This window comes from Streptomyces cellostaticus (assembly GCF_023630175.1).
GTDB lineage: Bacteria > Actinomycetota > Actinomycetes > Streptomycetales > Streptomycetaceae > Streptomyces > Streptomyces cellostaticus_A.
In genome coordinates this window covers 87,981-114,868 of record NZ_JALLIN010000010.1, presented here as the reverse complement: position 1 = coordinate 114,868, position 26,888 = coordinate 87,981, and the positions used below count along the sequence as shown (strand labels likewise).

26 protein-coding genes are annotated in these 26,888 nt (G+C 70.1%); 4 read left to right on the top strand and 22 right to left on the bottom strand.

Annotated features, from left to right (window positions below):
* Positions 1 to 270: 270 nt before the first annotated feature.
* The 3 genes from MXD57_RS08940 to MXD57_RS08930 all read right to left on the bottom strand — a co-directional run bounded on the left by MXD57_RS08940 (position 271) and on the right by MXD57_RS08930 (position 3,248).
* The gene (locus tag MXD57_RS08940; protein WP_250400784.1) at positions 271 to 954 is read right to left on the bottom strand and encodes a hypothetical protein; all 684 of its coding nucleotides are present in this window, start codon (positions 952 to 954) and stop codon (positions 271 to 273) included.
* 847 nt (positions 955 to 1,801) lie between these two features.
* Complete coding sequence (locus tag MXD57_RS08935; RefSeq protein WP_250400783.1) at positions 1,802 to 2,503, bottom strand: DUF6191 domain-containing protein; 702 nt, start codon at positions 2,501 to 2,503, stop codon at positions 1,802 to 1,804.
* Between the two features lie 103 nt (positions 2,504 to 2,606).
* Entirely contained in the window at positions 2,607 to 3,248 is a 642-nt protein-coding gene (locus tag MXD57_RS08930; protein ID WP_250400782.1) for a TetR/AcrR family transcriptional regulator, read from the bottom strand.
* An 80-nt stretch (positions 3,249 to 3,328) separates the two neighbouring features.
* Here MXD57_RS08930 and MXD57_RS08925 point away from each other — a divergent pair, with 80 nt between their 5' ends.
* From MXD57_RS08925 to MXD57_RS08910, 4 genes are all read left to right on the top strand, one after another.
* Positions 3,329 to 4,114 carry an ABC transporter ATP-binding protein gene (locus tag MXD57_RS08925; RefSeq protein WP_250400781.1) on the top strand — a complete coding sequence of 262 codons (786 nt, stop codon included), beginning with the start codon at positions 3,329 to 3,331 and terminating at the stop codon, positions 4,112 to 4,114.
* 9 nt (positions 4,115 to 4,123) lie between these two features.
* Positions 4,124 to 4,873, top strand: coding sequence for an ABC transporter permease (locus MXD57_RS08920; RefSeq protein ID WP_250400780.1), 750 nt, complete (start codon positions 4,124 to 4,126; stop codon positions 4,871 to 4,873).
* A gap of 13 nt (positions 4,874 to 4,886) precedes the next feature.
* Positions 4,887 to 5,459, top strand: a complete 573-nt coding sequence (locus MXD57_RS08915; protein WP_250400779.1) for a cob(I)yrinic acid a,c-diamide adenosyltransferase — start codon at positions 4,887 to 4,889, stop codon at positions 5,457 to 5,459.
* A 543-nt stretch (positions 5,460 to 6,002) separates the two neighbouring features.
* Positions 6,003 to 7,823, top strand: coding sequence for a glycoside hydrolase family 18 chitinase (locus tag MXD57_RS08910; RefSeq protein ID WP_250400778.1), 1,821 nt, complete (start codon positions 6,003 to 6,005; stop codon positions 7,821 to 7,823).
* Between the two features lie 69 nt (positions 7,824 to 7,892).
* Here the strand turns inward: MXD57_RS08910 and MXD57_RS08905 are convergent, their stop codons facing one another.
* The 19 genes from MXD57_RS08905 to rho all read right to left on the bottom strand — a co-directional run bounded on the left by MXD57_RS08905 (position 7,893) and on the right by rho (position 26,873).
* The gene (locus tag MXD57_RS08905; protein WP_250400777.1) at positions 7,893 to 8,339 is read right to left on the bottom strand and encodes a DUF2550 domain-containing protein; all 447 of its coding nucleotides are present in this window, start codon (positions 8,337 to 8,339) and stop codon (positions 7,893 to 7,895) included.
* 153 nt (positions 8,340 to 8,492) lie between these two features.
* Complete coding sequence (locus MXD57_RS08900; protein WP_143626875.1) at positions 8,493 to 8,870, bottom strand: F0F1 ATP synthase subunit epsilon; 378 nt, start codon at positions 8,868 to 8,870, stop codon at positions 8,493 to 8,495.
* A gap of 111 nt (positions 8,871 to 8,981) precedes the next feature.
* Positions 8,982 to 10,418, bottom strand: coding sequence for a F0F1 ATP synthase subunit beta (atpD, locus tag MXD57_RS08895; protein ID WP_250400776.1), 1,437 nt, complete (start codon positions 10,416 to 10,418; stop codon positions 8,982 to 8,984).
* On the bottom strand, positions 10,419 to 11,336 hold the full coding sequence (locus MXD57_RS08890; protein WP_250400775.1) for a F0F1 ATP synthase subunit gamma: 918 nt from the start codon (positions 11,334 to 11,336) through the stop codon (positions 10,419 to 10,421). It abuts the gene before it with no gap.
* A 21-nt stretch (positions 11,337 to 11,357) separates the two neighbouring features.
* Complete coding sequence (gene atpA / locus MXD57_RS08885; RefSeq protein WP_250400774.1) at positions 11,358 to 12,950, bottom strand: F0F1 ATP synthase subunit alpha; 1,593 nt, start codon at positions 12,948 to 12,950, stop codon at positions 11,358 to 11,360.
* A 140-nt stretch (positions 12,951 to 13,090) separates the two neighbouring features.
* Positions 13,091 to 13,906, bottom strand: a complete 816-nt coding sequence (locus MXD57_RS08880; RefSeq protein WP_250400773.1) for a F0F1 ATP synthase subunit delta — start codon at positions 13,904 to 13,906, stop codon at positions 13,091 to 13,093.
* Positions 13,903 to 14,454 (bottom strand): F0F1 ATP synthase subunit B, encoded by a 552-nt coding sequence (locus MXD57_RS08875; RefSeq protein WP_250400772.1) that lies wholly within the window; start codon positions 14,452 to 14,454, stop codon positions 13,903 to 13,905. Before MXD57_RS08875 ends, MXD57_RS08880 begins: the two co-directional genes overlap by 4 nt.
* A 38-nt stretch (positions 14,455 to 14,492) precedes the next feature.
* Positions 14,493 to 14,732: a F0F1 ATP synthase subunit C gene (locus MXD57_RS08870; protein ID WP_250400771.1), complete on the bottom strand. Its 240-nt coding sequence runs from the start codon at positions 14,730 to 14,732 to the stop codon at positions 14,493 to 14,495.
* A 68-nt stretch (positions 14,733 to 14,800) separates the two neighbouring features.
* Entirely contained in the window at positions 14,801 to 15,571 is a 771-nt protein-coding gene (gene atpB / locus MXD57_RS08865) for a F0F1 ATP synthase subunit A (RefSeq protein WP_250400830.1), read from the bottom strand.
* 273 nt (positions 15,572 to 15,844) lie between these two features.
* Entirely contained in the window at positions 15,845 to 16,282 is a 438-nt protein-coding gene (locus tag MXD57_RS08860) for a hypothetical protein (protein WP_250400770.1), read from the bottom strand.
* A 287-nt stretch (positions 16,283 to 16,569) separates the two neighbouring features.
* Positions 16,570 to 17,901 (bottom strand): MraY family glycosyltransferase, encoded by a 1,332-nt coding sequence (locus MXD57_RS08855; protein WP_250400769.1) that lies wholly within the window; start codon positions 17,899 to 17,901, stop codon positions 16,570 to 16,572.
* Positions 17,902 to 18,053: 152 nt separating this feature from the next.
* Positions 18,054 to 19,292, bottom strand: a complete 1,239-nt coding sequence (gene glyA, locus MXD57_RS08850; protein WP_250400768.1) for a serine hydroxymethyltransferase — start codon at positions 19,290 to 19,292, stop codon at positions 18,054 to 18,056.
* Positions 19,293 to 19,415: 123 nt separating this feature from the next.
* Positions 19,416 to 20,093, bottom strand: a complete 678-nt coding sequence (locus MXD57_RS08845) for an arsenate reductase/protein-tyrosine-phosphatase family protein (RefSeq protein ID WP_250400767.1) — start codon at positions 20,091 to 20,093, stop codon at positions 19,416 to 19,418.
* Positions 20,090 to 20,737 carry an L-threonylcarbamoyladenylate synthase gene (locus MXD57_RS08840; protein WP_250400766.1) on the bottom strand — a complete coding sequence of 216 codons (648 nt, stop codon included), beginning with the start codon at positions 20,735 to 20,737 and terminating at the stop codon, positions 20,090 to 20,092. Before MXD57_RS08840 ends, MXD57_RS08845 begins: the two co-directional genes overlap by 4 nt.
* 52 nt (positions 20,738 to 20,789) lie before the next feature.
* The gene (gene prmC / locus MXD57_RS08835) at positions 20,790 to 21,629 is read right to left on the bottom strand and encodes a peptide chain release factor N(5)-glutamine methyltransferase (RefSeq protein WP_250400829.1); all 840 of its coding nucleotides are present in this window, start codon (positions 21,627 to 21,629) and stop codon (positions 20,790 to 20,792) included.
* A gap of 73 nt (positions 21,630 to 21,702) precedes the next feature.
* On the bottom strand, positions 21,703 to 22,770 hold the full coding sequence (gene prfA, locus MXD57_RS08830) for a peptide chain release factor 1 (RefSeq protein ID WP_250400765.1): 1,068 nt from the start codon (positions 22,768 to 22,770) through the stop codon (positions 21,703 to 21,705).
* A gap of 107 nt (positions 22,771 to 22,877) precedes the next feature.
* Positions 22,878 to 23,099, bottom strand: a complete 222-nt coding sequence (gene rpmE / locus MXD57_RS08825; RefSeq protein WP_015657814.1) for a 50S ribosomal protein L31 — start codon at positions 23,097 to 23,099, stop codon at positions 22,878 to 22,880.
* Between the two features lie 174 nt (positions 23,100 to 23,273).
* Positions 23,274 to 24,410, bottom strand: coding sequence for an LCP family protein (locus MXD57_RS08820; RefSeq protein WP_250400764.1), 1,137 nt, complete (start codon positions 24,408 to 24,410; stop codon positions 23,274 to 23,276).
* 426 nt (positions 24,411 to 24,836) lie between these two features.
* Positions 24,837 to 26,873 carry a transcription termination factor Rho gene (gene rho / locus MXD57_RS08815; RefSeq protein ID WP_250400763.1) on the bottom strand — a complete coding sequence of 679 codons (2,037 nt, stop codon included), beginning with the start codon at positions 26,871 to 26,873 and terminating at the stop codon, positions 24,837 to 24,839.
* Positions 26,874 to 26,888 lie beyond the last annotated feature (15 nt).

Genomic DNA, 26,888 nt, shown 5'->3' with positions numbered 1-26,888 from the left:
GTGCGACTCCCCTGATACGCGCTGTCGTCAGACCCTGGCATCGCCTTCCCCTGATCCGCTCGCGGGTTCGATCCCGGCATCCTGGGGCGGTTGCTTCACCGGACGCCGCCGGGCAGGCGAAAAGGTCACGCCGGGGCCTATCTCTCGGCCGGACACTAGCGCCCGTGAGGGGCACAGCGGCGGAGTTAGTAACGCGTTTCACGTCTCACGGGGTGAGATGCCGGTCACGTCCGCGCTCCGGGGGCAGTTGACGCGGTGTCGACGGCGCCGTCACCCGGCGTCGGGCGGCAGGGCCACGCGTCCGGTGAACGGGCCGCGGTTGTCCGCGCGCACCTCCTGGCTCACCGTGATGTCCCCGCCCCGGAACGGAACGAGGAACGTGAACGCGTAACGGTGCGACGCGACCCGGTACCCGTGCGCCGCGTCCAGGTCCCACGTCTCGGTGAGGCTCTCGAGGGTGATGCTGCCGTCGGCCGCCGTCACCCCGGCCTTCCGTAGCTGAGCCAGCGTGGGCTCCACCTCCCGCACCGCGCGCTTCAGCGCGGGACGGTCGCGGGCCGCGGACAACTGCCAGCCGGACGCGCCGACCTGGAGCCGCACCCCGCCGTCGGCGGCCGCCCTGCGGATCACCTCGGCGCTCTCGGCGTACGCGGCGAACGCGTCCAGCTCCGCCAGGGGATCCTCGACGTCATTGGCGATGCCCGGGTCGGACAGCGGCCCCTTCCTCCAGGCGCCGGCGCCGTCCTTGACGTAACCGGTGCCGCCGACGACGTACACCAGCTCGGACCTGCGCTCCCCCTTGCCGGTGGTGACCGTGCCGGTCTGCTGGAGGGCCCCGGGGGCGTTGACACGGTGCACCGTCGCGGTGAACGTGGCGCTGGACGGCGGCTGTCCCCGCATCACCGCGGACTCGCTGCCACGCAGGGCGAACGTCCATCCCCGCTCGTCCTTCATGGCCCGCCGGGCACGGGCGACGAACTGCGCGGCGGTTCTCGGACCCGGTGCGGCACCCGCCCCCGAACGCGGCGTACCGGTCGGCCCGGATCCGGCCCGTGCGGATCTCGGGGCGTCCTGCTCCGGTACCGGCTTCGGCCCGCCTCCGAGCGGGGAGCATCCGGTCACGGCCACGGCGGCCGCGAGCAGGGCGACGCCGGGGACACGGTGTCCACCGCGGCGGGGACGTGTTCGGGACAGCACGAATGAACCCTTCGGCAGGGCGGCGGGCTTGGGGCGGCCCGTTTATACAGCAGCCGCGACCGCGACCGCCAACGCCGGTGCGAACCGGGGCAATCGGTCGCCCCGGGGGGCACCGGTGGCGACGGTTTCCCACCTGCCGGCAACCCGAACAGGAGCGATTCCTGCCGAAGTCATCGCGGTCAGTATGCCCACCTGGAACTCGTCGGCATGCAATGCCCCGATGGCAACCAGAGGCAAGGCCGGAAGAACAATGCGGTCGCCCGACCGACCGAGCACAGTGGCAGCAAAAAATCACCCGAAGTCCCGTACGCAAGAGGCCGAGCCGGGAGGATTTTGCCATGGAATACCGAACTTTCGGATTTTCGTTGTCTCTCGAATGGGTCAACGACTACGGACGGTCGACTCCGAACTCGTAGACCACTTCCCGGCGCATGTCCGGAATGACCATGTCGGCCGTTTCCATCGGACGTCCGTCCGTGTCGAAGATGGTCCGCTCGATCTGCAAGCACGAGGTCCCCCGCACTGATCCCCAGAAGCACGGGGCTGGAGGCAAACCGAGAGCTCCTGGCAGTCGTGCACGGGCGGATGGTGATGCAACGAACCGTTACGGCGCGCCGTACCTGCTTGTGGCGTTCCGCACGGGGCGGATGACCGCCTTGCCGGAGTCGAGGTCAACAGAGCTGGGGGGTGCGCCGGATTCGGCGTCGTCCCGGAGGACAAGTCGGCGTTGCCGCTCCTGCTGCACGTGTCGCTGTGACGGTTGGAAGAGCTCGGCCCACGCCTCAGCAGTGGATGCTCCGCCGCCGCCGTGCCTACGCCGCCGCCGGCCGACCCAGGCAAAGAGGAACAGCCACAGGAAGATGACGACACTGCCAGTCGCAAGGAGCAAGGGTTCTCGCCTTCCGGGCACCGATGGTTCGTGCTGACAGTCTGCCGACCAGCGGGGCACGACCGCCAGTGCAAGCTGAGCCAATGACGGGTGGTACGAGAGGCAGCTCAGCCACGACACCCTGTCAAGCAGGTTCGCGAGTCCGACACTTCGGCACTCGCGGAATCTCTTCGCCCAGTCTGTCCGCTCGCTTGCGGGCGTCGTGCGCCATCGCCCACAAGGGGCCGATTCCGGAGCTGGAGGGAGTTGTTCATGGACGAGGGAAAGCAGGCGGCGGAGCCTGGCGAGGAGAATTCGGAATTCGCCGAGGAAAGCGCGGAACCCGCGGGCGCACCGCGCGACTGCCCGCTCATCAGCCTCGTACTCGGCGAGGGCGGCGGCACCGCGCGCCGCGCGCTCGCCATCCGCGGCCACCATGGATCCGGCCCGCCGTCCATCCGCGCATCGCCATCGGCTGACGCGCGGCCGCCCGCCGGCCCCGGGCCGCTCAGCCCGTCGGGCCGCTCAGGACCCTCGGCGCTCAGGGCCCGGGGCGCACCGCGTACGCGAGCACCTTCTCGCTCAGCAGGTCCTCGATGTCGTCGAGGAGGGCGAGCGCCTCGCGCGAGACGTCGCGCGGATCGCGCCCCCTGACCATCTCGCGGCCGATGGCCGCCATGGCCGTACTGTGCACCCAGGCGATCTGGCCGGCCATCAGGTGCGGCAGGTCGTCGTCGGCCGCGGCGCCGGTCTCCTCGCGCAGTTCGCGCTCCAGGGTGGACTGCACCTCCTGCCCGATGCCCCACAGCCGGGAGCGCAGGACGGGGGCCTCCTCGATGACCCTCATGAACGCCGCGTATCCGGGGATGAGGCCGACCCGCGGGGACACGGCCTCGATCTCCTCGCGCAGTTCGCGCAGCACCGCGGCGACCGCCGACTCACCGGCCGGACGGCCGCGCACCCAGCGTGCGAGCCGGTCGACCATGCCGGCGGAGCGGTCGAAGAACAGGTCCTCCTTGGCGGGGAAGTAGTTGTAGACGGTGTTGACGGAGACGTCGGCCGCCTCGGCGATCTCCGCGACCGTCACGGCGTCGAACCCGCGCTCGACGAACAGTCCTGTGGCGACATCAGAGATGTACTGCCTGGTCTGCCGCTTCTTCCGCTCCCTGAGCCCTTCAGCCATGCCCGCATCCTAACTTCGCTGGATCCGATGAAAACTTGGGGTCATTGCAAAAATTCAGGGACTCTGTTTTTCTGTACGCCATGACAGCAGTCATCAGCGCGGCCGGCCTGGCCCGCACATTCCAGACGAAAGCCGGTCCGGTGGAGGCCGTGCGGTGCGTCGACCTCACCGTCCGGGCGGGCGAGATCGTCGGCCTCCTCGGACCCAACGGCGCGGGCAAGACCACCACCCTGCGCATGCTCACCACCCTGCTGGAGCCCACCGGCGGCGCGGCGACGATCGCCGGGCACGACCTGGCCACCGACCCGGCCGGAGTGCGCCGGGTGTCCGGTTACGTCGCCCAGTCCGGTGGGGTCGATCCGCAGATCACCGTCCGGGAGGAACTGGTCACCCAGGCCCGGATGTACCGCCTGCCGAAGGCCGAGGCGGTCCGGCGCACCACGGAACTCGCCCGCGAGCTGGACCTCACCGGACTGCTCGACCGCAGGACGGCCGCGCTCTCCGGCGGCCAGCGGCGCCGTCTCGACATCGCGATGGCGCTGACCCACCGACCGAAGGTGCTGTTCCTGGACGAGCCGACGACCGGCCTCGACCCCGGCAGCCGCGCCGGCCTGTGGGACCTGGTCCGCGAGCTGCGCGACCGGCACGGCACGGCCGTCTGCCTGACCACCCACCACCTGGACGAGGCCGACGCCCTCGCCGACCGCCTGGTCGTCGTCGACCGGGGCGTCGTGGCGGCCGACGGCACGCCGAGCGCGCTCAGGCTGGCGCACGGCGGCTCGATCGACGCCACCCTCCAGGACACCTTCCTCGCCATCACCGGCCGCGGCCGCGCCCCGGCGGACGCCGCCCCGATCGCCGTATAGGACGCCCGCATGCTCCTGCACGACACGGCCCTCGTCTACGGCCGCTATCTCCGTCAGTCCCTGCGCTCGCGTTTCGCCCTGCTCTTCGGTGTACTGACGCCCCTGCTGTACCTCCTCTTCTTCGGCCCGCTGCTCACCGGCCTGCCCCTGGGCGGCTCGGGCAGCTCCTGGCAGGTTCTGGTGCCCGGGCTGCTGCTCCAACTCGGCCTTTTCGGAGCCTTGTTCGCGGGCTTCAGCGTCATCCTGGAGAACGCCCAGGGGGTGCTGGAGCGGATGCGGGTGACCCCCGTCAGCCGTCTCGCCCTGCTCCTCGGCCGGGTCCTGCGGGACGCCACGGTCTTCGTCCTCCAGGCGGTGCTGCTGGTGCTGGCCGCGCTGGTGATGGGACTGCGCGCACCGCTGCCGGGCATCATCATCGGCTTCGCCTTCGTCGCCCTGCTCACCGTGTCGCTGGCCTCGCTGTCGTACGCGCTGGCGATGAAGGTGCGCACCCCGCAGGAGTTCGGGCCGCTGATCAACGCGGTGTCGATGCCGTCGATGCTGCTGTCCGGCCTGATGCTGCCGATGTCGCTCGCGCCGGCCTGGCTGGACGCGCTCTCGCACTGCGTACCGTTCCGCTACCTGGTGGACGCGGTCCGCGACGCCTACGTCGGCCGGTACACGAGCGCGCACATGCTGAGCGGCGCCCTGGTCGCGGTCGGCCTCGCCGCGCTGACCGTGACGGTGGGCACACGCGTGTTCCGGACGGCCGGAGCGTAACTACGCTGGTCACATGGTCAATCTGACGCGCATCTACACCAGGACCGGCGACCAGGGCACCACCGCCCTCGGCGACATGAGCAGGGTCGCCAAGACGGACCTCAGGATCTCGGCGTACGCCGACGCCAACGAGGCGAACGCGGTGCTCGGCACGGCGATCGCACTGGGGGGCCTGGACGCGGGGATCGTCGAGGTCCTCACCCGTGTCCAGAACGACCTGTTCGACGTGGGCGCGGACCTGTCGACGCCGGTGCAGGAGAACCCGGAGTTCCCGCCGCTGCGGGTCGAGCAGTTCTACATCGACCGGCTGGAGGCGGACTGCGACCGCTTCAACGAGCGGCTGGAGAAGCTGCGCTCCTTCATCCTCCCGGGCGGCACCCCCGGCGCCGCCCTGCTGCACCAGGCGTGCACGGTGGTCCGCCGGGCCGAGCGCTCCACCTGGGCGGCACTGGAGGCGCACGGCGAGGTGATGAACCCGCTGACCGCGACCTACCTCAACCGCCTGTCCGACCTGCTGTTCATCCTGGCCCGGACGGCGAACACGGAGACCGGGGACGTGCTGTGGGTGCCGGGCGGGGAGCGCTAGCGCTGCGACCGGAAGGGTTCACCGGCTCGCGACGCCCGGCACGGCACCTCGCCGCGTTGTCGCATCACCCGAGTACGTCCGGTACGCGTACGATGCTCCGCCTTGCGATGCGCCGCACCGGACGCCGCGAGCTTTCCGGCAGACCCTTCCGGTCACAGCACTAGCGAACCCGTTCCGGCGAGGCTCCGGCGGCCCGCGACCTTCCACCGTGGAAGATCGCGGGCCGTGGGCGTTGCGGGCCCCGCCGGTCGGCTCGGCGCCGGGCGCGCCACGACGACGGGGGCCGCACGTGGGCCGGGACCGGCCCGCGTGCGGCCCGCGGAGCACGGTGAAGGCGCACGTCAGCCGTGGCCCGGGGCGGCCCGAGCCGCGCTGCGGGGCACAAGCCGCCCTAGCGGCGGCGGAGTTGGGGATCAAGCGAAGCCTGAGACAAGTGGTCCAGACCTATTGACCATGTGGTCCAGACCTTTCTATTCTCGCGGCACCGTGGGCGTGAAGGCTCAGTCATGCCCCTGACACCCCCAACGAAGAGGGAGGCGCAGCATGCGCTTCAGACACAGAGCCGCGGCAGGGTTCGCGACCCTGCTGCTCCCCCTGGCCGGCCTGGTCGGTCTCGCGAGCCCCGCCCAGGCCGCGGCCGACGCGACGGCGAGCTTCACCAAGACCAGCGACTGGGGCACCGGTTTCGGCGGTCAGTGGACCGTGAAGAACACCGGCACGAGCGCCATCGGTTCCTGGACCGTCGAGTGGGACTTCCCCTCCGGCACGTCGGTCACCTCCGCCTGGGACGCGGACGTCACGCACTCCGGCACCCACTGGACCGCCAAGAACAAGTCCTACAACGGCAGCATCGCCCCCGGCGCCTCCGTCTCCTTCGGCTTCAACGGCGCGGGCCCCGGTTCCCCGTCCAACTGCAGGCTGAACGGGGACAGCTGCGACGGCACCACCGTCCCCGGTGACGCGGCGCCCTCCGCCCCCGGCACCCCGACCGCCTCCGGCATCACCGACACCTCGGTGAAACTCGCCTGGGGCGCGGCCACCGACGACAAGGGCGTCAAGAACTACGACGTGCTGCGCGACGGCAAGGTCGTCTCCACGGTGACGGCCACCTCGTACACCGACAGCGGTCTGACCGCAGGCACCGACTACTCCTACACCGTGCGGGCCCGCGACACCGCCGACCAGACCGGACCGGTCAGCGGCGCCCTTGCCGTGCACACCACCGGCGGCGGCACCACTCCCCCGCCCACCGGCGACAAGGTCAAGCTCGGCTACTTCACCGAGTGGGGCATCTACGGCCGCAACTACAACGTCAAGAACCTGGTGACGTCCGGCTCCGCCTCGAAGATCACACACATCAACTACGCCTTCGGCAACGTGACCGGCGGCAGGTGCGCCATCGGCGACTCCTACGCCGACTACGACAAGGCGTTCACCGCCGACCAGTCCGTCAGCGGCACCGCCGACACCTGGGACCAGCCGCTGCGCGGCAACTTCAACCAGCTCCGCCAGCTCAAGGCCAAGTACCCGCACATCAAGGTGCTGTGGTCCTTCGGCGGCTGGACCTGGTCCGGCGGGTTCGGCGAGGCCGCGAAGAACCCTGCCGCCTTCGCGCAGTCCTGCTACGACCTGGTCGAGGACCCGCGCTGGGCCGATGTCTTCGACGGCATCGACATCGACTGGGAGTACCCGAACGCCTGCGGGCTGAGCTGCGACACCAGCGGGGCCGCCGCCTTCAGGAACGTGATGGCGGCGCTGCGCGCCAAGTTCGGCACCGGCAACCTGGTCACCGCGGCCACCACCGCCGACGGCTCGAACGGCGGCAAGATCGAGGCCGCCGACTACGCCGGCGCCGCGAGCTCCGTCGACTGGTACAACGTGATGACGTACGACTTCTTCGGGGCCTGGGACGCCAAGGGCCCGACCGCACCGCACTCCCCGCTCACCTCGTACTCCGGCATCCCGAAGGCCGGCTTCACCACCGCCGACGCGATGGCCAAGTTCAAGGCGATCGGTGTGCCGGCGAAGAAGCTGCTCATCGGCATCGGCTTCTACGGCCGCGGCTGGACCGGTGTCACCCAGGACGCCCCGGGCGGCACGGCCACGGGCCCGGCGGCGGGCACCTACGAGCAGGGCATCGAGGACTACAAGGTGCTCAAGGCGTCCTGCCCGGCCACCGGCACCGTCGCCGGCACCGCGTACGCGCACTGCGGAAGCAACTGGTGGTCCTACGACACCCCCGCCACCATCGCCGGCAAGATGACCTGGGCCAAGAATCAGGGACTGGGCGGCGCCTTCTTCTGGGAGTTCAGCGGCGACACCGGCAACGGCGAACTCGTGAGCGCCATCAGCAACAACCTGTAGACCCACTCGCGCGACGCCGACGCCCCCCGGACCTCATCCGGGGGGCGTCGGCTCGTCGGGTGGGTGCGACTACGCCACGTTCACTCGCTGACCGGGCGGGGCCGCTTCCAGCCACGCGAGGAACCCGGTCAGCGCGTCCTCGCTCATCGCCAGTTCCAGGCGCGTGCCGCGGTGGGTGCAGGCGAGGATCACCGCGTCGGAGAGCAGGGCCAGCTCCTCCTCGCCCTCCGGCAGCCGGCGGCCGGCCACCTCGATGGCGGCGCGCTCCAGGACACGGCGCGGGCGCAGGCCGTAGGAGAAGACCCGGTACCACTCGATCCGGTCGCCGCTGTAGCGGGCGACACCGTAGCTCCAGCCCTTGCCGCCCACGTCCGGTTTCTCGGGCACGTCCCAGCGCAGCGAGCAGTCGAAGGTGCCGCCGGAGCGCTGGATCAGTCTGCGGCGCAGCCCGAACAGGAACAGTCCCACCACCACGAGCGCGACCACGATCCCGCACACAGTCAGAGCGAGGACCACCGGCACCGACCTCCTCGTCTCCCAGACAGTGTCACTGCGCTAACAACTGAGTAATGAAACCGAAAAATCACCCACATCCGCCTCAGCCGCGGTCGGTACCGGATTGCTCCGGACCGACCGCGGCTGAGTGACGTCATCACACCGCGCGCTGGATCAACGCGCCGCCGTCGCCGCCCGCAGACGGACGTCGGCGCGGCGCTGTGCCTCCGCGTCGTCCTCCGCCTTCGCGCGCTCGAGCTCGCGCTCCGTGCGCTGGACATCGATCTCGTCCGACAGCTCGGCGATCTCGGCCAGCAGCGACAGCTTGTTGTCCGCGAACGAGACGAAACCGCCGTGCACCGCGGCGACGACCGTTCCACCATCACTCGTACGGATGGTCACCGGGCCCGACTCCAGCACACCGAGCAGCGGCTGGTGACCGGGCATGACGCCGATGTCGCCGGACGTGGTGCGCGCGACGACCAGGGTGGCCTCGCCGGACCAGACCTGGCGGTCGGCGGCGACCAGCTCGACGTGCAGCTCAGCAGCCAAGGGTGGCTCCTCGGGTCACCACCCGGCGGGGGTGCCGGGTGTTGGGGTCAATTCTAGAGGGCGTGGATGAGGGGGCGGGACGCGCCCGCCCCCTCACCGAGAGCACGGGGCTCAGGAGACGCCCAGCTCCTTCGCGTTCTTCTTGAGGTCCTCAAGACCACCGCACATGAAGAACGCCTGCTCCGGGAAGTGGTCGTACTCGCCGTCGCAGATCGCGTTGAACGCCGCGATCGACTCGTCCAGCGGCACGTCCGAACCGTCCACGCCGGTGAACTGCTTGGCGACGTGGGTGTTCTGGGACAGGAAGCGCTCCACGCGACGGGCACGGTGGACGACGAGCTTGTCCTCCTCGCCGAGCTCGTCGATACCGAGGATCGCGATGATGTCCTGGAGGTCCTTGTACTTCTGCAGGATCGTCTTCACGCGCATGGCCGCGTTGTAGTGATCCGCGGCGATGTAGCGCGGGTCCAGGATCCGGGACGTGGAGTCCAGCGGGTCCACGGCCGGGTAGATGCCCTTCTCGGAGATCGGACGGGACAGAACCGTCGTCGCGTCGAGGTGGGCGAAGGTGGTGGCCGGGGCCGGGTCGGTCAGGTCGTCCGCGGGGACGTAGATCGCCTGCATCGAGGTGATCGAGTGACCACGGGTCGAGGTGATGCGCTCCTGGAGGAGACCCATCTCGTCGGCCAGGTTCGGCTGGTAGCCCACCGCGGAGGGCATACGGCCGAGCAGCGTGGAGACCTCGGAACCGGCCTGCGTGAAGCGGAAGATGTTGTCGATGAAGAACAGCACGTCCTGCTTCTGGACGTCACGGAAGTACTCGGCCATGGTGAGGCCGGCCAGCGCGACGCGCAGACGGGTGCCCGGGGGCTCGTCCATCTGACCGAAGACCAGCGCGGTCTTGTCGATGACGCCGGAGTCCGACATCTCCTCGATCAGGTCGTTGCCCTCACGGGTGCGCTCACCGACACCGGCGAACACGGAGACACCGTCGTGGTTGTTGGCGACACGGTAGATCATCTCCTGGATGAGCACCGTCTTGCCGACGCCGGCACCGCCGAACAGACCGATCTTGCCGCCCTTGACGTACGGGGTCAGCAGGTCGATGACCTTGACGCCGGTCTCGAACATCTCGGTCTTCGACTCGAGCTCGTCGAAGTTCGGGGCCTTGCGGTGGATGCCCCAGCGCTCGCCCTCGTACTGCTCGTCGACGTTCAGCACCTCACCGAGGGTGTTGAACACCTTGCCCTTGGTGAAGTCACCGACGGGCACCGTGATCGAGTTGCCGGTGTCGACGACCGGGGCCTGGCGGACCAGACCGTCGGTGGGCTGCATGGAGATGGTGCGGACCAGACCGTCACCCAGGTGCTGGGCGACCTCCAGGGTCAGCGTCTTCTTCTCGCCGGCGTTGGCCGGGTCGGCCACCTCGACGTGAAGGGCGTTGTAGATGTCCGGCATCGCGTCGACGGGGAACTCCACGTCGACGACCGGGCCGATGACCCGGGCGACGCGGCCCGTAGCCGTCGCGGTCTCAACAGTGGTGGTCATTTATCGGTCACTCCCCGCGGTCGCGTCGGCCAGGGCGCTCGCGCCACCGACGATCTCGCTGATTTCCTGGGTGATTTCGGCCTGGCGGGCCGCGTTGGCAAGACGGGAGAGCGTGTTGATCAGCTCGCCCGCGTTGTCGGTGGCCGACTTCATCGCGCGCCGCGTGGCGGCGTGCTTCGAAGCGGCCGACTGGAGCAGCGCGTTGTAGATCCGGCTCTCCACGTAGCGCGGCAGCAGGGCGTCGAGGACGTCCTCCGCCGACGGCTCGAAGTCGTACAGCGGCAGGATCTCGCCCTTGGGGACGGCCTCCTCCGCGACCTCTTCGAGACGCAGCGGCAGCAGCCTGGCGTCGAGCGCGGTCTGCGTCATCATCGAGACGAACTCGGTGTAGACGATGTGGAGCTCGTCCACGCCGCCGTCCGCCGTCTCCTTCTCGATGGCCTCGATCAGGGGCGCCGCGACCTTCTTGGCGTCCGCGTACGACGGCTCGTCGGTGAAGCCCGTGAACGACTCCGCGACCTTGCGCTCACGGAAGTTGTAGTGGGCGACACCCCGGCGGCCGACGATGTACGTGTCGACCTGCCTGCCCTCGCGCTCCAGGCGCTCGGTGAGCTGCTCCGCCGCCTTGATGGCGTTGGAGTTGAAGGCGCCGGCCAGACCGCGGTCGCTCGTGAGGAGCAGAACCGCGGCGCGGGCCGGGTTCTCCGCCTCCGTGGTGAGCGGGTGCCTGGTGTTCGAACCCGTACCGACCGCCGTGACCGCACGCGTCAGCTCGGTCGCGTACGGCGTGGAGGCCGCCACCTTGCGCTGCGCCTTGACGACGCGCGAGGCGGCGATCATCTCCATCGCCTTGGTGATCTTCTTGGTCGCGCTGACGGATCGGATGCGACGCTTGTAGACCCGGAGCTGGGCTCCCATGAGTCAGGTCCCTTCCTTACGTCACTTGGCGGCAGCGGCAGGAGTGTCCTCGCCGAGCAGCTTGCCGTCCGAGGTCTCGAACTGCTTCTTGAACTCCGCGACGGCGTCGTCGATCGCCTGGATCGTGTCGCTCGACATCTTGGCGCCCTCACGGATGGAGGTGAGCAGGCCCGACTCCTTGCGGTGCAGGTAGTCCAGCAGCTCGCGCTCGAAGCGGCGGATGTCGGCGACCGGGACGTCGTCCATGCGGCCGTTGGTGCCGGCCCAGACGGAGATGACCTGGTCCTCGGTCGACATCGGCTGGTACTGGTCCTGCTTCAGCAGCTCGACCATGCGCTGACCGCGCTCGAGCTGGGCCTTCGAGGCCGCGTCCAGGTCGGAGCCGAAGGCGGCGAACGCCTCGAGCTCACGGAACTGGGCGAGGTCCACACGCAGGCGGCCGGAGACCTGGCGCATCGCCTTGTGCTGCGCGGAACCACCGACTCGGGAGACGGAGATACCGACGTTCAGCGCGGGACGCTGACCGGCGTTGAACAGGTCCGACTCCAGGAAGCACTGGCCGTCGGTGATGGAGATGACGTTGGTCGGGATGAACGCCGACACGTCGTTGGCCTTGGTCTCGACGATCGGAAGACCGGTCATCGAGCCGGCGCCCATCTCGTCGGAGAGCTTGGCGCAGCGCTCCAGCAGCCGGGAGTGCAGGTAGAAGACGTCACCCGGGTAGGCCTCACGGCCCGGCGGGCGGCGCAGCAGCAGCGACACGGCGCGGTAGGCGTCGGCCTGCTTCGACAGGTCGTCGAAGATGATCAGGACGTGCTTGCCCTCGTACATCCACTGCTGACCGATGGCCGAACCGGTGTACGGCGCCAGGTACTTGAAGCCGGCCGGGTCGGACGCCGGGGCGGCGACGATGGTCGTGTACTCCAGGGCGCCGTTCTCCTCCAGCGCGCGGCGCACGCCGGCGATGGTGGAGCCCTTCTGGCCGATGGCGACGTAGATGCAGCGGACCTGCTTCTTCGGGTCGCCCGAGCGCCAGTTGTCGCGCTGGTTGATGATCGTGTCGACGGCCAGGGCGGTCTTGCCGGTCTGGCGGTCACCGATGACCAGCTGACGCTGACCACGGCCGATCGGGGTCATCGCGTCGACGGCCTTGTAGCCGGTCTCCATCGGCTCGTGCACCGACTTGCGCTGCATGACCGTGGGCGCCTGCAGCTCGAGGGCGCGGCGGCCGGACGTCTCGATCTCGCCGAGGCCGTCGATCGGGTTGCCGAGCGGGTCGACGACGCGGCCGAGGTAGCCCTCGCCGACCGCGACGGAGAGGACCTCACCGGTGCGGCGCACCGGCTGTCCCTCCTCGATACCGCTGAACTCACCGAGTACGACGGCACCGATCTCGCGCTCTTCCAGGTTCAGCGCGAGACCGAGGGAGCCGTCCTCGAACTTCAGCAGCTCGTTCGCCATGGCCGAGGGCAGGCCCTCGATCTTGGCGATGCCGTCGCCGGCGACGGTGACCGTACCGACCTCCTCGCGCGAGGCCGCGTCCGGCTTGTACGACTGGACGAAGTTCTCCAGTGCGTCCCGGATCTCCTCCGGCCGGATCGTGAGCTCCGCCATCTGGGTTCCCTGCTCTCCTTGTTGGGCCCGAAGTTTCACTTTGGGGGGATGGGGACTCCCCCCTGAACGAGGTGAATCCTCTGCACGGCCCAACCAGGGCCGTAAGCACGTCTTGCGTTTTCTCGATTGCCGAGGTGTCGCTAGCTCGCCATGCGGCGGGCCGCGTCCTCCAGCCGGTCCGCGACGGAGCCGTTGATGACCTCGTCACCGACCTGCACCCGGATCCCGCCGACGACCTCGGGGTCGACGTCCAGGTTGAGGTGCATCCGGCGGCCGTAGAGCCTGGTCAGAGCGGCGCCGAGGCGCTGCTTCTGCCCGTCGCTCAGCGGCACCGCCGAGGTGACGACGGCGACCATGCGGTCCCGGCGCTCGGCGGCCAGCCCGGACAGGGACTCCAGCCCCGACTCAAGGCTACGTCCACGCGGGGCGGACACCAGGCGCGCGACCAGACGCTCGGTGGCGGGCTTGGCCCGGCCGCCGAGGAGCCGGCGCAGCAGCTCGGCCTTGGCCGAGGCGCTCGCCGAGCGGTCCGTGAGCGCGGCACGCAGCTCGGTGTTGGAGGAGACGATCCGGCCGAACCGGAACAGCTCGTCCTCGACGTCGTCGAGCGTGCCCGTCTTCTGCGCCGAGGTGAGGTCGGCGACGTTCGCCAGCTCCTCCAGGGCGTCCACCAGGTCGCGCGGCTGCGACCAGCGGGAACGGACCATGCCGGACACCAGGTCGACGGTGGTCGTGCCGACCTGACCGCCGACCAGCCGCCGGACCAGCTCGGCCTTGGCCTCACCGGGCTGCGCCGGGTCGGTGAGGACCCGGCGCAGGCTGGGCTCGCGGTCGAGCAGCGCGGTGACGGCCGCCAGCTCGTCCGCGAGGTTCGTCGCGTCCACGGACGTGGAGTCCGTCAGCGCGTCGAGACGCTCACGTGCGGCTGCCAGGGCCTCGCGGCTCGCTCCGTTCATCGCGTGGCCTCGGCCTTCTCCTCGAGCTCGTCGAGGAATCGGTCGATCACACGGCTCTGCCGGGCGTGGTCCTCGAGGGACTCACCGACGAGCTTGCCGGCCAGGTCGGTGGCGAGCTTGCCCACGTCCTGGCGGAGCGCGCCCGCGGCGGCCTTGCGGTCGGCCTCGATCTGGGAGTGACCGGCGGCGACGATCTCCTCGCGCTGCCGCTGGCCCTCGGCCCGCATCTCGGCGATGAGGGCGGCACCCTGCTCCTGCGCCTCCTGGCGCAGACGCGCGGCCTCGTGCCGGGCCTCGGCGAGCTGTGCCTTGTACTGCTCAAGGACGCTCTGGGCCTCGACCTTCATGGCGTCGGCCTCTTCGATTCCGCCTTCGATCGCCGCGCGGCGCTCCTCCAGAACCTTGTTGATGTTCGGAAGCAGCTTCTTCCAGAAGAAGAAGAACACGATGGCGAAGGCGATGGTGCCGACGAGCAGCTCGGGGCCGGCCGGGATGAGCGGGTTCTGCTCGGTCTCCTCGGCCGCCAGCTGTGCCAGGTTGGCGATCACATCAGTGCCTTTCGTCGATACGTGTCGGTACGGAGGTCTTAGTTGATACCGAACACGAACGGCATGACGATGCCGATGAGGGCGAGCGCCTCACAGAAGGCGAAGCCCAGGATCTGGTTGGCACGGATCAGGCCGGCGGCCTCGGGCTGGCGGGCGAGGGCCTGGGTGCCGTTGCCGAAGATGATGCCGACGCCGATGCCGGGGCCGATGGCCGAGAGGCCGTAACCGACGGAACCGATGGAACCGGTGACAGCGGCAAGGGTCTCAGTGGCAGCCATGCTGAATCTTCCTTCTCTTTACGGACCGGTGGGGGTTTGGCCACCGGACGACCGGGGGGTGTTGAGGCTCAGTGGTGCTCGGCGAGAGCACCCTGAATGTACGAACAGGCCAGCAGTACGAAGACGTACGCCTGGACGGCCTGGACGAAAAGTTCGAAGCAGATCATGGCCATGGTCATCACGAAGGAGATGCCGGCGGCCGGGATCATCCAGCTGTTCAGCAGGTACCAGGAGGCGATGGTGAACATCACCAGCATCAGGTGACCGGCGAACATGTTGGCGAAGAGTCGCACCGCGTGCGTGAACGGGCGGACGAACAGGTTCGAGAAGAACTCGATGACCATGACGAGCGGCAGCACCGCGCCGAGCGACTTGTCGTAGCCGGTGATGTTCTTGAAGAAGCCGACGAAGCCGTGGCGCTTGAAGGTCAGTCCGACCCACAGGACCCAGACGAGCAGGGCCAGCACGAGCGGGAAGGCGAAGACCGAGGCGACCGGGAACTGGGCCAGCGGGATCACCGACCAGATGTTCATCAGCCAGATGAAGAAGAAGAGGGAGACCATGAGCGGCACCCACTTCTCGCCCTCGCGCTTGCCGAGCGTCTCGTAGACGATGCCTCGGCGCACGAAGTCGTAGCCGGCCTCGCCGATCATCTGCAGCTTGCCCGGGACGACCTTGGCGTTGCCGAAGGCGGCCCAGAAGAAGGCGATGACGAGGACCGTGGTGACGAGCGCGAGCAACATCACCTTGTTGAACTCGAAGCCGCCGACCGTGGCCATCGGCTTGAACAGGAACGAGTGCAGGCCCGGAGCCGGGAAGCCACACCCGTTGTCGGACATGATCCGACAACTCCAGTCAAAGGCGAGCTGGGTCTGGTCAGCACTCACCGCGGGCTCCTTCGGCGTGACGCATGGGTACGGCAACCTCGTTGTGTCGGCGCGGCACAGGGCCGCGGATCGGCACCGGACTGGTGTTACGGATGTGGGGGCGGCTGGAGGGCATCGAGCCTCGCGATGGAGCAGGCGTCAGCTCGGATGCCCGCGCCCGCGATGCCGCAGTTGGCACCGGACGATAGCAGGAGATCTCACAGGCCTTTATCCCGCCCCTACCCCTCACGACGGCGGCCCCGTCTTCTCGTGCTTCTCACTCTTCGCGGAGTCGGGGTCGACGTAGAAGATCTTGGCCTTCATGTGTGCGCGCGCCTGCGCGGCCATCCACACGACGGTCGTGACGACGAGCGACACGGCGAACGCCTTGGCGTTGAAGAGAGAGGTGCCCTTGAAGACGGCGACGAAGATCAGGAGGAGCAGGAGCTGAGCCATGTAGAGCATCAGCCCCATGGCCTGGAAGAGCTGCGGGAGCGTTTTTGCCGTCCACTGCAGCACGTAGAGGCCGACTCCCATGAACAGGATGGCCAGCACCGCGCCGACAACCGCGCCGAGCGCACCCTTGCCCCCCGCGACCGCGGCGCTCACGGCGACGGCGATCACGCCGGCGGCCGCTGCGGGCACAGCGATCTGCAGTAGGTTCCGGGCGTCATTGGACGGCATGGCGGCAACTCCGCTTTCACAGGGGGCAGGTGTCGTCATGGACGAGCGTAGTCCCGGGTCGAGTGGTCGAGACCTCACGCCGGCGGACCGTCGCACTACGGTCCTTCGGCTCTATCCCGGGTTCTCGTGAACCGTATCACAAACTATTTGATGAGGTCTTTACCTGGTAGGTGTGCTTGCTGTCACACATGAGAGTGGCAGCGCGCGTCTGTGCAAAAACCCAGCCTGTTTGTCTGGTATTGGGGAGCTTTGCTCCCCCACGAGATGGCAATGCTCTAGTCAGATTCTTACCTTGTGGCCTTGCCGATACGCGAACGGGGGCCGATGGCGGTCGCCCCGTTGACCCCTGTCGTACCGGCTGCGACGGGGGTCCGCTCCTCGGCCGCCGGCGTCTCCTCCTCGGCGGTCCGCGCGCTCTCCGCGGCCGCCCCCAGGTCCTCCGCCGGGCGGTGGCGCCTGCGGTACCGCGGCGGCACGAAGTGCTGTGCCCAGGTGGGCACCCGGGGCGTGAAGCGGGGCAGCAGGAGCAGGATCAGGCCGATGGCGCTCAGGAAGACCACACCGAGCACGATCCACATCGAGGCCGAGTTGACCGAGTAGGCGAGCGCGCCGAAACCGATCAGGGCCGACCAGAAGTACATGATCAGCACCGCCCTGCTGTGCGAGTGGCCGATCTCCAGCAGGCGGTGGTGCAGATGGCCGCGGTCCGCGGCGAACGGCGACTGGCCGCGCCAGGTGCGGCGGACGATGGCCAGCACCAGGTCCGCGGCGGGCACGGCGATGATCGTCAGGGGCAGCAGCAGCGGGATGTAGACGGGCACCGTCTGGTGCACCGCGGCCTTCTCCGAACCCGTGAACAGGGCCAGTGCGTCCGGATCGAGCTGACCGGTGATGCTGATCGCGCCGGCGGCCAGCACCAGCCCGATCAGCATCGAGCCGGAGTCGCCCATGAAGATCCGCGCGGGGTGCATGTTGTGCGGCAGGAAGCCCAGGCACATGCCCATCAGGATGGCCGAGAAGAGCGTCGCCGGGGCGGCCGCCTCGATGCCGTACGAGTACCAGATCCGGTAGGCGTACAGGAAGAACGCGGCCGCCGCGATGCAGACCATGCCGGAGGCCAGGCCGTCGAGGCCGTCCACGAAGTTCACGGCGTTGATGGTGATGACGACCAGCGCCACGGTCAGCAGGGTGCCCTGCCACTGGGTCAGCGCCACGTTGCCGACGCCCGGGACCGGCAGCCACAGGATCGTCAGGCCCTGCATGACCATGACGCCGGCGGCGATCATCTGTCCGCCGAGCTTGATCAGCGCGTCGATCTCGAACTTGTCGTCCAGGACGCCGATCAGCCAGATCAGCGCGGCCCCGGAGAGCAGCGCCCGTGGCTCGTTCGACTTGGCGAAGACCTCGTTGAGGTTGGTCAGGTGGTCCGCGACCAGCAGGCCCGCGCACAGTCCGAAGAACATCGCGATCCCGCCGAGACGCGGAGTGGGTTCCCGGTGCACGTCACGCGCCCGGATCTCCGGCATCGCCCCCGCCACGATCGCGAACTTCCGCACCGGCCCTGTCAGCAGGTACGTCACCGCGGCCGTGATGCAGAGCGTCAGCAGGTATTCACGCACGGGCTTCCCCACAGGTCTCGCTGGCCATCACAGCCCCACACCCTAGCGACGGACGCTTACGGATGAGGACTTCCGGGTAGCGACGATGGTTGCACGGGTGGCTGTGTGCCGCCGCGCGCCGCCGGGTGCACGTGCCTTCCGCCTACCCCGGTTCACCCCGGATACGGCGGGAATCCGCCGGTCAGCCCACGCACCTCGGCCCGCGTGGCGGCGGCCTCCGCCTCGCCCCGCAGGACGGCGGCCAGGAGCGCGGCGATCCGGACCATCTCCGGCTCCCCCATGCCCTGCGTCGTCACCGCGGCCGTGCCCAGGCGCAGCCCCCGGCCGTCGCCGTGGGGAAGGACACAGCAGTCCAGCACGATCCCGGCGGCCGCGAGCCGTCCGCGCGCGGTGCGTCCGTCCACACCGAGCGGGCCCGGATCGGCGGTGATCATGTGGGTGTCCGTACCGCCGGTGATCACGCCCAGCCCCTCGGCGGCCAGATGGCCCGCGAGCACCCGCGCGTTGGCGACCACCTGCCGGGCGTAGGTGCCGAAGGCCGGGGTCGCCGCCTCACCGAAGGCGACGGCCTTGGCGGCGATGGTGTGCATCTGCGCGCCGCCCTGGGTGAAGGGGAACACCGCCCGGTCCACCCGCTCGGCCAGCTCGGCCCCGCACAGGATCATCCCGCCGCGCGGGCCGCGCAGCACCTTGTGCGTGGTGGCGCAGACGATGTCGGCGTACGGCACCGGACTGGGCGCCGCTCCCCCGGCGACCAGGCCGATCGGGTGCGCGGCGTCGGCGATCAGATACGCCCCCACCTCGTCGGCGACGTCCCGGAAGAACGCGTAGTCGAGGTGGCGGGGGTAGGCGATGGAACCGCAGACGATGGCCTTGGGCCGATGGTTCCGGGCCAGGTGGCGGACCTGGTCGTGGTCGATGAGCCCGGTCTCGGCGTCGACCCCGTAGCCGACGAAGTCGAACCAGCGGCCGGAGAAGTTCGCGGGCGAGCCGTGGGTGAGGTGGCCGCCGTAGGACAGCCCCAGGGCGAGGACGGTGTCACCGGGGCGCAGCAGGGCGGCGTAGGCGGCCAGGACGGCCGCGGAGCCCGAGTGGCACTGCACATTGGCGTGCTCGGCGCCGAACAGTGTCCTGGCCCGCCCGACGGCCAGGCGCTCGGCGACGTCGACGATCTCGCAGCCGCCGTGGTGCCGGGCGCCGGGGTAGCCCTCCGCGTACTTGTTGGCGAGCGGGGAGCCGAGGGCGGCCAGCACGGCCCGGGAGGTGAAGTTCTCGGCGGCGATGAGCTGGAGCGTCGTCGACTGCCGGTCCAGCTCGGCGAACAGGACGTCGGCGAGCTCGGGATCCTGGTCCCGCAGGACATCGGTCTCGAGGGTGCGGGTGACCGACATGGCGGACTCCGGGCGGTCGACGGTGACGTGAGTCCAATGTAGGCCCGCGATGTCCGGTACGCGCGGGTTGCCCCACCCGTCGCCGGCGCCGGTCCCCGCACGGGCCCGGAGCGCCGGCCCGCGTCACGCGCGGGCCGGGACCCCGGTCAGCGCGGTCACCACCGGATCGAGCGCCTCGTGTATCTCGTCGCCGATCGAGCGGAAGAAGGGCAGCGGCGCCCCGTACGGGTCGTACACCTCGTCCGCCTCCGCGGTCGGCGCCAGCAGCCAGCCGCGCAGCGCGGCCGCCGCGCGCACCAGGGCGCGCGCACGCACCACCACGCCGTCCTCCAGCGGAGGCAGCGTGGTGGGGTCTATGGCGCGCACCAGGCGGGTGAACTCCTTCAGGGTGAAGGTGCGCAGGCCCGCCGAGTGGCCCATGGAGATGACCTGGGCGCGGTGGTCGCGGGTGGCCGTGAGCACCAGATCGGCCATGATCACGTGCTCGTCCAGCAGTTCCCGGCCGGTGAAGCCGGACGCGTCGGCGCCGAACTCGGCCAGCACGGTCTCCGCGTTGGCCTCCATGGGGGCGCCCTCGTGGCCCCAGGTGCCGGCGCTCTCCACGATCAGTCCGCCGCCGAGCACACCGAGCCGCTCCGTCACGAAATGACGGGTCAGCCGCTCGGTGATCGGCGAGCGGCACACGTTGCCGGTGCTGACGTGGAGGATGCGGAAGCAGTCCCGCGGAAGCCCGACGAACGTCGTCGTGATCTCCGCGGCGCTCTCCCTGCCTATGCCACGCCCCGCGTCAGGGGCCGTCAATTCGCCACCTCGAGGTCGGGTACGACCTTCCGCAGCTCCTCCGGGGAGAGCGCGCCCTCCCGCAGCAGCACCGGCACCTCGCCGGTGACGTCCACGATGGACGACGGCACGTTGCCGGGCGTCGGGCCACCGTCGAGGTAGACGGAGACGGAGTCCCCGAGCATCCGCTGCGCGGCGTCGCAGTCCTCGGGTGCCGGGTGTCCGGTGAGGTTGGCGGAGGTCACGGCCATCGGGCCGACCTCGGTGAGCAGCTCGATGGCCACCGGGTGCAGCGGCATGCGCACGGCGACCGTGCCCCGGGTGTCGCCCAGGTCCCACTGCAGGGACGGCTGGTGCCGGGCGACGAGCGTGAGGGCGCCCGGCCAGAAGGCGTCGACCAGTTCCCAGGCCAGCTCGGAGAAGTCCGTGACGAGGCCGTGCAGGGTGTTCGGGGAGCCGATCAGGACGGGGGTGGGCATGTTGCGGCCCCGGCCCTTGGCGGCCAGCACGTCGGCGACCGCCTCCGCGGAGAACGCGTCGGCGCCGATGCCGTAGACCGTGTCGGTCGGCAGTACCACCAGCTCGCCCCGGCGGACGGCGGACGCGGCCTCGCGCAGACCCGTCACACGGTCGGTCGCGTCGTTGGTGTCGTATCGCCGTGCCATGTCTAGCGGGCCTCCTCGTGCGGATACTGCGGGCTGGAAGTCGGCGGGGTGCTCACGGCAGCGCCTTGCGGGCGGTCGCGAACCGGGGCCGGTTGTTCAGGTCGGGGTGGTCGGCCGCGTCGGCCCAGCCCCGCTCCTCGGTGAAGATCCAGGGCACCTGGCCGCCCTGGGTGTCGGCGTGCTCGATGACGACGACCCCGCCGGGCCGCAGCAGCCGGTGCGCGGTGCGCTCGATGCCACGGATGAGGGCGAGACCGTCCTCGCCGGAGAACAACGCCATCTCCGGGTCGTAGTCACGGGCCTCGGGCGCGACGTACTCCCACTCGGTGAGCGGGATGTACGGCGGATTGGAGATGACCAGGTCGACCTGGCCGTCGAGGTCCGGGAAGGCGGTCAGGGCGTCGCCCTGGCGCAGGTCGACCCTGGACCCCTCGACGTTCTTGCGCGTCCACTGCAGCGCTTCCTCGCTCAGCTCCACGGCGTGGACGCGCGAGCGCGGCACCTCCTGGGCGAGCGCGAGCGCGATGGCGCCGGAGCCGGTGCACAGGTCGACGATGCAGGGCTCGACCACGTCCATGGCGCGCACGGCGTCTATGGCCCAGCCCACCACGGACTCCGTCTCCGGCCGGGGCACGAACACACCCGGCCCGACCTGGAGCTCCAGGTACCGGAAGTAGGCACGCCCGGTGATGTGCTGCAGCGGCTCGCGCTGCTCGCGCCGGGCGATGACCTCCCAGTAGCGGGCGTCGAAGTCGGAGTCCTGGACGGAGTGCAGCTGGCCCCGCTTCACACCGTGCACGAACGCGGCGAGCTCCTCCGCGTCGGTGCGCGGCGAGGGCACGCCTGCGTCGGCCAGCCGCTGGGTGGCCTGGGCCACCTCGGCGAGCAGCAGACTGCGGGGGCTCGGGGGGCGCCCCCCGGTTGGTGACTGCACGCAAGTCCTCCGTGTAACTCGTACGCGCCTCTTACGCGGCCGCCAGCTTCGCCGCCGAGTCGGCGTCGACGCAGGCCTGGATCACCGCGGCGAGTTCGCCGTCCAGGACCTGGTCGAGGTTGTACGCCTTGAAGCCGACGCGGTGGTCCGAGATGCGGTTCTCCGGGAAGTTGTAGGTGCGGATCTTCTCGGAGCGGTCGACGGTGCGGACCTGGCTGCGGCGGGCGTCGGCCGCCTCCCGCTCCGCCTCCTCCTGCGCCGCCGCGAGCAGCCTGGAGCGCAGGATACGCAGCGCCTGCTCCTTGTTCTGGAGCTGGCTCTTCTCGTTCTGGCAGGAGGCGACGACTCCGGTCGGCAGGTGCGTGATGCGCACCGCGGAGTCGGTGGTGTTGACCGACTGGCCGCCGGGCCCGGAGGAGCGGTAGACGTCGATCCGCAGGTCGTTCGGGTTGATCTCGACGTCGACCTCCTCGGCCTCGGGGGTCACGAGGACACCGGCGGCGGAGGTGTGGATACGGCCCTGGGACTCGGTGGCCGGCACGCGCTGCACGCGGTGCACACCGCCCTCGTACTTCAGCCGGGCCCACACGCCCTGGCCGGGTTCGATCTGCCCGCGGGCCTTCACCGCGACCTGGACGTCCTTGTAGCCGCCCAGCTCGGACTCGGTGGCGTCGATGATCTCGGTCTTCCAGCCGACGCGCTCGGCGTAGCGCAGGTACATGCGCAGCAGGTCACCGGCGAACAGCGCGGACTCGTCACCGCCCGCGCCGGCCTTGATCTCCAGGATGACGTCCTTGTCGTCACTGGGGTCGCGCGGGACGAGCAGCAGGCGCAGCTTGTCGGTCAGCTCCTCGCGCTGCTTCTCGAGCTCCTTGACCTCGGCGGCGAAGTCGGGGTCGTCGGCGGCGAATTCGCGCGCGGTCTCGATGTCGTCGCCGTTCTGCTTCCAGGAGCGGTACGTGGCGACGATCGGGGTGAGCTCGGCGTAGCGCTTGTTCAGCTTGCGCGCGTTGGCCTGGTCGGCGTGGACCGACGGGTCGGCGAGCTTCTTCTCCAGGTCGGCGTGCTCGGCGACGAGTTCATCGACGGCCTCGAACATCTTTCGGCTCCTGATACGGCGGTGAGGGCAAGGGCGGGCGACCAAAAACGCCGGTCCCGGGCACGCCCCGCGAGGGGCGCGACCGTGGACCGGCGGTATGGGGCTCGCTACTTCTTGGAGCCGGCGGCCTTGCCGAAGCGGGCCTCGAAGCGGGCCACACGGCCACCGGTGTCGAGGATCTTCTGCTTGCCCGTGTAGAACGGGTGGCACTCGGAGCAGACCTCGGCCCGGATGGTGCCGGACTCGATGGTGCTGCGGGTGGTGAACGACGCGCCACAGGTGCAGCTGACCTGCGTCTCGACGTACTCGGGGTGGATGTCGCGCTTCAAGGTGTCTCCTAGATTCCGGGAGGGCGCCGGGTCGCAGCCGCGGGATGCGAAAGCGTGAACCGGAGCCGACGTACCAGTCTGCCAGGACTGGCGCCATCCCCCAAAACCGGGAGGCGGGGCCGTCTATTCCCCGGACGTCCGCGTGTCGCCGGGCGGGACGGCCGGGTGCGGGGCTCAGCCGTCGACGACGCCCTTGGCGGCACCCGCCGCCGTGCCCTTCGTGGCCGACGCGGGTATGGGCCGGTCGTTCCTCAGCGCCTTCCAGACCAGTTCGGCCTTGGCCTTCTGCAGCAGGACCCGGTTGGGGTCGGCCGGGTCGTACCGGACGGGCATCGTGACCATCCGCAGATGGCTGGAGCCGATGCCCTTCAGACCGCTCGCGAAGTCCGCGAGGGCGTTGACCGAGCCGAGGTCGGAGTCGGTGGTGACGGCCTTGGTCGCGGTGTCGGCGAGGTCGTACAGCCTCTTGGGGTTGCCGAGCACGCCGACGTGTTCGACCTGGTCGAGCAGCGCCTTGACGAAGGCCTGCTGGAGCTGGATGCGGCCCAGGTCGGAGCCGTCGCCGACGCCGTGCCGGGTGCGGACCAGGGCGAGCGCCCGCTCGCCGTCCAGGGTGTGGGTGCCGGCCTTGAGGTTCAGGTGGCTCTGCGGGTCGTCGATGGCCTTGGTCGTGGTGACCGGGACCCCGCCGAGGTCGTCGATGAGCTGCTGGAAGCCGGCGAAGTCGACCTCGAGGTAGTGGTCCATGCGGATGCCGCTGAGGGACTCGACCGTCTTCACGGCGCAGGCGGCGCCGCCGGCGGAGTAGGCGGAGTTGAACATCACGCCGGACGCGGCCGGGTGGCTGTCGCCCCGGGTATCGGTGCAGGCGGGGCGGTCGATGAGGGTGTCGCGCGGCACGGAGACCACGGCGGCCCGCTGGTGCCCCTGGTACACGTGGACGATCATCGCGGTGTCGGAGCGGGCGCTGCCGTCGTCGATGCCGCCGCCCAGCTTGCGGTTCTTGCCCGAGCGGGTGTCCGAGCCGAGGACCAGGATGTTCTCGGAACCGTTGTCGACCTTCACGGGCCGCTCGCTGCCGAGGGCCTGGTCGATGTCGACGCTCTTCAGGTTGCCGTTGAGCTTGAAGTAGAGGTACCCGGCGCCGGTGCCGCCCAGCACCAGCACGCCCGCGGCCGCCCACGCGGCGGCGAGCAGGGCCTTGCGGCGCCTGCCGGGTGGGGCGGCCTCGCGGCGGCCCCCGCTTCGTCGCTGCGGGCCGGTGGGGACCGGCTCCGTTATGCCGGGCTCCGGCGTGCTGTCGGCGGACACGTCACTCCTCTGGTCTCGTTCTGTCGGTTACCCCCTGCTTTCAGGGTCAGTCGCGGTCGTCACCGCTCCATCGTCGCTCCGCCCGGCCAGACGGGGAAGCCCGGCAAAGGGTTGCACGGCGCTCCGCGTCCGCCGCGTGCGGCGGTGACCACCGCGCGTGACCGCGTGGTCTCCGGCCATCCACGCTCACCTGCGGTTTCGTCCCCGGATGCCGGGCGTCCGCGAGCGGGTGCCGAACGCCACCTCTGTGGCAAGGATCTCGTTCGCCCCCTTTCCGGCGCCCTTGTACGGGTACCGGGTTCCACCGGCGGGAGGACGTGGTGCGCGGGGCGCGTGCCGCGCTCCGCCACCTCCCGGCAGCGAAAAGGCCGCCCCCCGTCACCTGGTGACGGGGGGCGGCCCTCGATTCCGGCCCGGAATCTGCGGCTAGTCGCCGTTGCCGGGCGTCGGCGTCGTCTTCTGAATCTGCATCAGGAACTCGACGTTCGACTTGGTCTGCTTCATCTTGTCCAGCAGCAGCTCGATCGCCTGCTGCTGGTCGAGCGCGTGCAGCACCCGGCGCAGCTTCCAGACGACGGCGAGCTCCTCGTTGCCGAGCAGGATCTCTTCCTTGCGGGTACCGGACGCGTCGACGTCCACCGCCGGGAAGATGCGCTTGTCGGCGAGCTTCCGGTCGAGCTTGAGCTCCATGTTGCCGGTGCCCTTGAACTCCTCGAAGATCACCTCGTCCATGCGGGACCCGGTGTCCACCAGGGCGGTGGCGAGGATGGTGAGCGAGCCGCCGTCCTCGATGTTGCGGGCCGCACCGAAGAACCGCTTCGGCGGGTACAGGGCGGTCGAGTCGACACCACCGGACAGGATGCGGCCGGAGGCCGGGGCGGCGAGGTTGTACGCACGGCCCAGACGCGTGATCGAGTCGAGCAGCACGACCACGTCGTGACCCAGCTCCACCAGGCGCTTGGCGCGCTCGATGGCCAGCTCGGCGACCGTGGTGTGGTCCTCCGCCGGACGGTCGAAGGTCGAGGAGATGACCTCGCCCTTCACCGACCGCTGCATGTCGGTGACCTCTTCCGGACGCTCGTCGACGAGGACGACCATCAGGTGGCACTCGGGGTTGTTGTGGGTGATCGCGTTGGCGATCGCCTGCATGATCATGGTCTTGCCGGTCTTCGGCGGGGCCACGATCAGACCGCGCTGGCCCTTGCCGATCGGCGACACGAGGTCGATGATGCGGGTGGTCAGCACACCCGGGTCCGTCTCCAGGCGGAGGCGGTCCTGCGGGTACAGGGGGGTCAGCTTGTTGAACTCCGGGCGGCCACGGCCGTGTTCGGGCGCCATGCCGTTGACGGAGTCGAGGCGGACCAGCGCGTTGAACTTCTCGCGGCGCTCGCCCTCCTTCGGCTGGCGGACCGCGCCGGTGATGTGGTCACCCTTGCGCAGGCCGTTCTTGCGGACCTGGGCGAGGGAGACGTACACGTCGTTCGGGCCGGGCAGGTAGCCGGAGGTCCGGATGAAGGCGTAGTTGTCGAGGATGTCCAGGATGCCCGCGACGGGGATCAGGACGTCGTCCTCGGCGACCTGCGGCTCGGCGACGTCGTCGCGGCCACGGCGGCCCCGGCGGTCGCGGTAGCGGCCGCGACGGCCCCGGCGCCCGCCCTCGAAGTCGTCGTCGTCCTGCGGGCCGCTGTTGCGGTCCTGACGACCGCCACCCTGCTGGCCCTGCTGCTGACGGTCCTGACGACCGCCGCCCTGCTGGTCGTCGCCCTTGCCGCGGCGGTCGCGGTCACGGCCGCGCTCGCGGCGGTCACGGCGGCCACGGCCCTCGCCGTCACCGGAGTCGCCGCGGGCCTCGCCCTGCTGGCCGCCCTGCTGCGTCTCGCCCTTGGACTCGCCCTTCGCCTCGGCGGCGCTCTCGGCACCGGCGGCCGGGCTGCCCGCGTCGGCGGTGGCGCGACGGCGACGGCGCTCGGCCGGGGCGTCGTCGCCCCCGCGCTCGGCGTCGCCCGAGCGGGCGGCGCCACCGGCCGGCTGACCGGGGATCTCGATCTGCTGCTGGGCCACGGCCTTCTCGGCGGGAGCCTTGTCCGCCTTGTCCGCCTTCTTCTCGGCGGCGTCCTCGCCGGTACGGGCCTTGGAGGTGGCCCGGCGCTTGGGCTTGGTCTCGGTGGCCGCCTCCGCCTTGGGAGCGGCGCCCCCTCCCCCGGAGCCCGCGGGGGCCTGGGCGGCACCCCCCGCCTGAGCCTCCTTGATGACCTCGATCAGCTGGCTCTTGCGCATGCGCGCGGTGCCCCTGATGCCGAGGCCGGATGCGACCTGCTGCAGCTCGGCCAGCACCATGCCCTCGAGGCCGGTACCGCGGCGCCGCCGGGAGCCGGCACCGCCGGCAGGCGCGGAGGCGTCCGTGGCGGGCGCGGCAGCGGTCTCCTCGACACGTGCGCCCATCAGATCGGTGGTGTCGCTCACGAAGGGTCCTTCCCT

Coding starts and splice junctions, on each gene's coding strand:
- glyA (WP_250400768.1), bottom strand. CDS start 19,292: ATGTCGGTCACCCGCACCCTCGAGACCGATGTCCTGCGGGACCAGGAT.
- atpD (WP_250400776.1), bottom strand. CDS start 10,418: ATGACCACCACTGTTGAGACCGCGACGGCTACGGGCCGCGTCGCCCGG.
- MXD57_RS08860 (WP_250400770.1), bottom strand. CDS start 16,282: ATGCCGTCCAATGACGCCCGGAACCTACTGCAGATCGCTGTGCCCGCA.
- atpA (WP_250400774.1), bottom strand. CDS start 12,950: ATGGCGGAGCTCACGATCCGGCCGGAGGAGATCCGGGACGCACTGGAG.
- MXD57_RS08925 (WP_250400781.1), top strand. CDS start 3,329: ATGACAGCAGTCATCAGCGCGGCCGGCCTGGCCCGCACATTCCAGACG.
- MXD57_RS08920 (WP_250400780.1), top strand. CDS start 4,124: ATGCTCCTGCACGACACGGCCCTCGTCTACGGCCGCTATCTCCGTCAG.
- MXD57_RS08840 (WP_250400766.1), bottom strand. CDS start 20,737: ATGGCACGGCGATACGACACCAACGACGCGACCGACCGTGTGACGGGT.
- MXD57_RS08940 (WP_250400784.1), bottom strand. CDS start 954: ATGAAGGACGAGCGGGGATGGACGTTCGCCCTGCGTGGCAGCGAGTCC.
- MXD57_RS08880 (WP_250400773.1), bottom strand. CDS start 13,906: ATGAACGGAGCGAGCCGCGAGGCCCTGGCAGCCGCACGTGAGCGTCTC.
- MXD57_RS08910 (WP_250400778.1), top strand. CDS start 6,003: ATGCGCTTCAGACACAGAGCCGCGGCAGGGTTCGCGACCCTGCTGCTC.
- MXD57_RS08870 (WP_250400771.1), bottom strand. CDS start 14,732: ATGGCTGCCACTGAGACCCTTGCCGCTGTCACCGGTTCCATCGGTTCC.
- atpB (WP_250400830.1), bottom strand. CDS start 15,571: ATGTCCGACAACGGGTGTGGCTTCCCGGCTCCGGGCCTGCACTCGTTC.
- MXD57_RS08935 (WP_250400783.1), bottom strand. CDS start 2,503: ATGGTGGCCGCGGATGGCGAGCGCGCGGCGCGCGGTGCCGCCGCCCTC.
- prfA (WP_250400765.1), bottom strand. CDS start 22,770: ATGTTCGAGGCCGTCGATGAACTCGTCGCCGAGCACGCCGACCTGGAG.
- MXD57_RS08930 (WP_250400782.1), bottom strand. CDS start 3,248: ATGGCTGAAGGGCTCAGGGAGCGGAAGAAGCGGCAGACCAGGCAGTAC.
- MXD57_RS08915 (WP_250400779.1), top strand. CDS start 4,887: ATGGTCAATCTGACGCGCATCTACACCAGGACCGGCGACCAGGGCACC.
- MXD57_RS08890 (WP_250400775.1), bottom strand. CDS start 11,336: ATGGGAGCCCAGCTCCGGGTCTACAAGCGTCGCATCCGATCCGTCAGC.